At 62.9% G+C, this 5,127-nt stretch carries 4 protein-coding genes; all 4 read left to right on the top strand.

Annotated features, from left to right (window positions below; all coding sequences use genetic code 11):
* Positions 1–1,795: GspE/PulE family protein (locus GPA21_RS19245; protein WP_168989693.1), on the top strand; the 1,795-nt coding region annotated here is incomplete at its 5' end.
* Positions 1,796–1,846: 51 nt separating this feature from the next.
* A complete protein-coding gene (gene rpe, locus GPA21_RS19240) occupies positions 1,847–2,542 on the top strand; it encodes a ribulose-phosphate 3-epimerase (protein ID WP_168989692.1) in 696 nt (231 codons plus the stop codon).
* The gene (locus GPA21_RS19235) at positions 2,539–3,228 is read left to right on the top strand and encodes a phosphoglycolate phosphatase (RefSeq protein ID WP_168989691.1); all 690 of its coding nucleotides are present in this window, start codon (positions 2,539–2,541) and stop codon (positions 3,226–3,228) included. The genes rpe and GPA21_RS19235 overlap by 4 nt, the downstream gene beginning before the upstream one ends.
* Positions 3,229–3,434: 206 nt before the next feature.
* Complete coding sequence (trpE, locus tag GPA21_RS19230) at positions 3,435–4,922, top strand: anthranilate synthase component I (protein WP_168989690.1); 1,488 nt, start codon at positions 3,435–3,437, stop codon at positions 4,920–4,922.
* The last annotated feature ends 205 nt before the right edge of the window (positions 4,923–5,127 follow it).

Below are 5,127 nucleotides of genomic sequence, written 5' to 3'. Positions count from 1 at the left end.
TTCGGCACAGCCTTCGATGCTGCGCTCGCGTTTCGATGCCCTGGTGGCCAATGGTCGGCTGGGTGCGGGCGAGCTTGAGCAGGCTACACGCATCGCTCGGGAGAGTGGGTCTACAGTCGAATCCGTGCTGCAGGAGCAGTACAAGCTAAGCCTGGCGGAGATTGGTGAGGCGGCTGCCCGCTTCTATCACGTGCCTTATGAGCCGTTTCGCGCCGACCGCATCAAGCAGGTGGACTTGCTGCGCAACATCAAGCGCGAGTACGTCGAGCAGAACCACTGGCTACCGCTCGAGGAAACACCTGAGGGTCTGGTCATCCTGACCACCGACCCGGAGCAAGTGCGCGCCTCCCGCGTGGCGCACAACGTCTTTCCCAAAAGTCATCTGGTCATGCGCGTCACGACACGCGCAGAGTTCGCCCTCACCGTCGACCAGTTCTTCGAGCCGACGCTGGATACCGGGTCAGTCTCCGATCTGCTCTCCGATCTGAATGACGACGAGAATGACAGTTCGGTCGCTGACGACTTGTCAGCTGCAGCCGACAACGAGCTCGTCAAGCTGGTGAACAAGGTCATCATCGACGCCTACCGTCAGGGCGCATCCGACATACACATCGAACCCCGCCCCGGTAAAGAGAAGACTCTCATCCGCTTCCGCAAGGACGGTACCCTGGTGCCCTACATCAAGGTGCCAGCAAGTTACCGCAACCCGCTGGTGACCCGGATCAAGATCATGTGCGATCTCGATATTGCGGAACGACGGCGGCCGCAGGATGGGAAGATAAAGTTCCGCAAGTTCGCGCCGCTGGACATCGAACTGAGGGTTGCGACCGTGCCCACCGCCGGCGGGCTGGAAGATGTCGTGATGCGGGTGCTGGCCGGTGGCGAGCCGCTGCCGCTGGATCAGCTCGGGCTGTCGCCCTCGAACATGGAGCGGCTGAAGAAGGCGATTTCTCGCCCCTATGGCATCTTCTTTGTCTGTGGCCCGACCGGCTCAGGCAAGACCACCACACTGCACTCCATTCTCGGCCATATCAACACGCCCGAAACCAAGATCTGGACTGCAGAGGATCCGGTCGAGATCACGCAGAAAGGGTTGCGCCAGGTGCAGGTCAATCGCAAGGCCGGGCTGGATTTCGCCACGCTGATGCGGGCCTTTCTGCGCGCCGATCCCGATGTAATCATGGTCGGCGAGATGCGCGACGTCGAAACCGTGTCGGTCGGCATCGAAGCCTCGCTGACTGGTCACCTCGTTTTCTCGACCCTGCACACCAACAGCGCGCCCGAGTCCGTTGTGCGCCTGCTCGACATGGGTATGGACCCATTCAATTTTGCCGATGCCCTGCTGGGCGTGCTCGCACAGCGACTGGCCAAACGACTGTGCACCAAGTGCCGCGAGGCCTACCATCCGGAGCAGGAAGAGATCGAGAGCCTGTTGCACGAGTACTGCGAGGACATGCACCTGACCCCGGCCTTTGTCGCCGACCCGCAAGCCGCCAGCACGGCGATTCTGGACGACTGGCGCAGGCGTTTTGCGGATCGCGACGGCCGTTTTACGCTGTATCGACCGGTTGGCTGCCCTGAGTGCACCGGCGGTTACAAAGGGCGGGTGGGTTTGCACGAGTTGATGCCGGGTTCGGGTAACCTCAAGCGGCTGATCCAGGAGCGCGCCCGGGTGGACGACTTGCTCGCAAGCGCGCTGGCCGAGGGTATGCGCACCCTGCGCCAGGACGGCATCGAGAAGACCCTGGCAGGCATCACTGATATGGCGCAGGTGCGCAGGGTCTGCGTGCGCTGATCCGAACTCGGCTAAACTTCGGCGTTTCGCCAGCTTAGTCAGGAGTCGCTGATGTTCAGGATCGCCCCCAGCATACTTTCGGCCGATTTCGCCCGCCTCGGCGAGGAAGTGCGCGATGTCATCGCCTCTGGCGCGGACTGGATCCACTTCGACGTAATGGACAACCATTACGTGCCCAATCTCACCATCGGCCCACTGGTGTGCGAGGCGATCCGGCCGCACACCGAAGCGCCGATCGACGTGCATCTGATGGTCAAGCCGGTCGATCGCATCGTTCCCGATTTCGCGAAGGCCGGCGCCAATCTGATCAGCTTTCACCCCGAGGCGTCCGAGCATGTCGATCGCAGCCTCGCACTGATTCGCGAGCACGGTTGTCAGGCTGGGCTGGTATTCAACCCGGCGACGCCGCTGGCCTGGCTGGACCACGTCATGGATCGCGTTGATCTCGTGCTGCTGATGAGCGTCAACCCGGGTTTTGGCGGGCAAAAGTTCATCCCTGGCGCGCTCGACAAGCTGCGCGAGGCACGCGTGCGGCTGGATGCCTACGAGGAAAAGACCGGGCGCCGGATCATGCTTCAGGTCGATGGCGGGGTGAAGGCGGACAACATCGCCGAGATCGCACGAGCGGGCGCAGACACCTTCGTCGCCGGTTCCGCGGTGTTCGGCGCCGCCTCCACGGATGACCCGCACCGCTACGACAGCGTCATTGGCGCCTTGCGCAAGGAACTCGCCCGGGTGGCGGCATGAGCAATGCGAGTTTCGACGTCGACGGGGTGCTGTTCGACCTGGACGGTACCCTGCTCGATACGATCGCCGATTTGGCCGAAGCGTCCAATCGCATGCTTGCCGATCTGTCGCGTCCACAGCGCACGCTGGACGAAATCCGCAGCTTCGTCGGCAAGGGCATCCCCAACCTGGTACAGCGCTGCATGACCGACGGGCAGGAGGCGAGCGAACGCGAGATCGACGACGCCATCATGGTGTTCAAGCGACACTACGCCGAGGTGAACGGTTCACGCACACGGGTCTACCCCGGGGTGCTCGAGGCATTGCAACGCATGCGCGAGGCTGAGCTCCGGCTGGCGGTGGTGACCAACAAGGCTCAGGACTTCACGGTGCCGTTGCTAGAACGTACCGGGCTCGCGCCGTACTTCGATGTCGTCGTCAGCGGCGATACGCTGAGCGTGAAGAAACCGGATCCGGCGGTCGTGAGTCATGCTTGTGAGTTGCTCGGCGTTGCGCTCGGGCGCGCACTGCTGATCGGCGACTCGGCCAACGATGCCCTGGCGGCGCGTGGAGCCGGGATTCCGGTGCTGCTGGTCACCTATGGCTACAGCGAGGGCATGCCTGTGGACAGCATCGAATGCGATGGGCTACTATCCTCAGCAATCGATGCCTTGCCCCGTATCCGGCGAAGCAATGCGTCGGTGTGAAGCCGGCGGATCGTCGGTTCATTCATTTCGGATAGCGCACTCCAGTCGTGACTCACACTCCTCGGACAATTCGCACTGCCAATCCACTGCACCATGCTGCCGCATGGTTCTGGCGTTGGCCCTCGGGCCGATAACGAGCGAAGCCCCTGCGCGACGTCCGTCGCGCCCCAGTGCAGTACCCCAAAGTCCGATCCAGTGGAGTCCCCATGCTTGAGCAGGAATTCAACGACCTTGCAGCGCAGGGTTACAACCGTATCCCGGTCACGCTCGAAACCTTCGCCGACCTCGATACCCCGCTTTCGATTTACCTGAAGCTCGCCAACGAGCCATGGAGCTACCTGCTCGAATCGGTGCAGGGCGGCGAGCGTTTTGGCCGCTACTCCATGATCGGGCTTGCCGCCTCGACCCGGATCGAGGTCTATGGGCGTTCTGCGCTGTTGCTGACCGGCAATCGCCTGGTCGAGCGGCGGGACTACGGCGATCCGCTGAACTATGTCGCCGAGTTCATGGCTCGCATCAAGGTGCCGCCGCGTGACGGCTTGCCGCGTTTTGCGGGGGGGCTGGTCGGCTGCTTTGGATACGACACGGTGCGCTACATCGAGCCGCGCCTGGCCAGCGTCGAGAAGGGCGACACGCTCGACACCCCGGACATCCTGCTGTTGCTGTCCGAGGAGATCGCGATCGTCGACAACCTTTCCGGCAAGCTGACGCTTGTGGTGTATGCCGAACCCGAAGTGCCTGGCGCCTTCAAGCGCGCCCGTCGTCGGCTGCGTGAGCTGGTCGAGCGGCTGCGGGCGCCGGTCGAGATTCCGGAGGACACCCGCGCCGAGTCGAGCGAAGCCGAATCCAGCTTCGGCGAGGCGGCGTTCAAGCAGGCGGTGCTTCGTGCCAAGCAATACATTGTGGATGGCGACATCATGCAGGTGGTCTTGTCGCAGCGCATGAGCAAGCCTTTCGCCGCCAGTCCGCTGGCGCTGTATCGCGCGATCCGCACGCTGAATCCCTCGCCCTACATGTTCTACTTCAATTTCGAGGATTTTCACGTGGTCGGCGCCTCGCCCGAGATTCTCGTGCGCCTGGACGACGACGGTGGCGGTCGGCGGGTCACCGTTCGGCCGATCGCCGGCACACGCCCGCGCGGAGCCACCCCGGCCGAGGACAGCGCGCTCGAACACGATCTGCTCGCCGACGAGAAGGAGCGCGCGGAGCATCTGCAGCTGCTCGACCTTGGTCGCAACGACGCTGGACGGGTGTCCGAGATCGGCACCGTGAAGGTCACCGAGCAATTCAACGTCGAGCGCTATTCGCACGTGATGCACATCGTCTCCAATGTCGAGGGACGGCTCAAGGACGGACTCAACGCGCTCGAGGTACTGCGCGCGAGCTTCCCGGCCGGCACCGTGTCGGGCGCGCCCAAGGTACGTGCAATGGAGATCATCGACGAGCTCGAGCCGGTCAAGCGTGGCATCTATGCCGGTGCCGCCGGCTATCTCGGCTTTCACGGCGATATGGACCTGGCGATCGCGATCCGCACCGCGGTGGTCAAGGATGGACAGATTCACGTCCAGGCCGGTGCCGGCATCGTTGCCGACTCCGATCCGGACGCCGAGTGGCAGGAAACCCGCAACAAGGCCCGCGCGATGTTGCGTGCGGCCGAGATGGCCGAGTCCGGCCTCGATACCCGCGACGCGTGACCCTGCCGGAGAATTCAAACATGCTTTTGATGATCGATAACTATCATCGGCATCCGGTAAGCTCCAAGGTTGTCCAATACCCAAGCTGAAAGCCAGAAGCGGCGCGGCTTTGAAGGTCAACAGCAACCATCATTGTCCATTGTCATCCGGTTAAATTGCGGGTATCGTTGCGGGTATCGAAAGCCTGATACCCGCAGCCATGCCC

The sequence above is a fragment of the Azoarcus taiwanensis genome, from assembly GCF_012910885.1.
Classification (GTDB): Bacteria; Pseudomonadota; Gammaproteobacteria; order Burkholderiales; family Rhodocyclaceae; genus Azoarcus_F; species Azoarcus_F taiwanensis.
The sequence above is the reverse complement of the archived record's forward strand: the minus strand, read 5'-3'. Positions and strand labels throughout refer to the sequence as shown.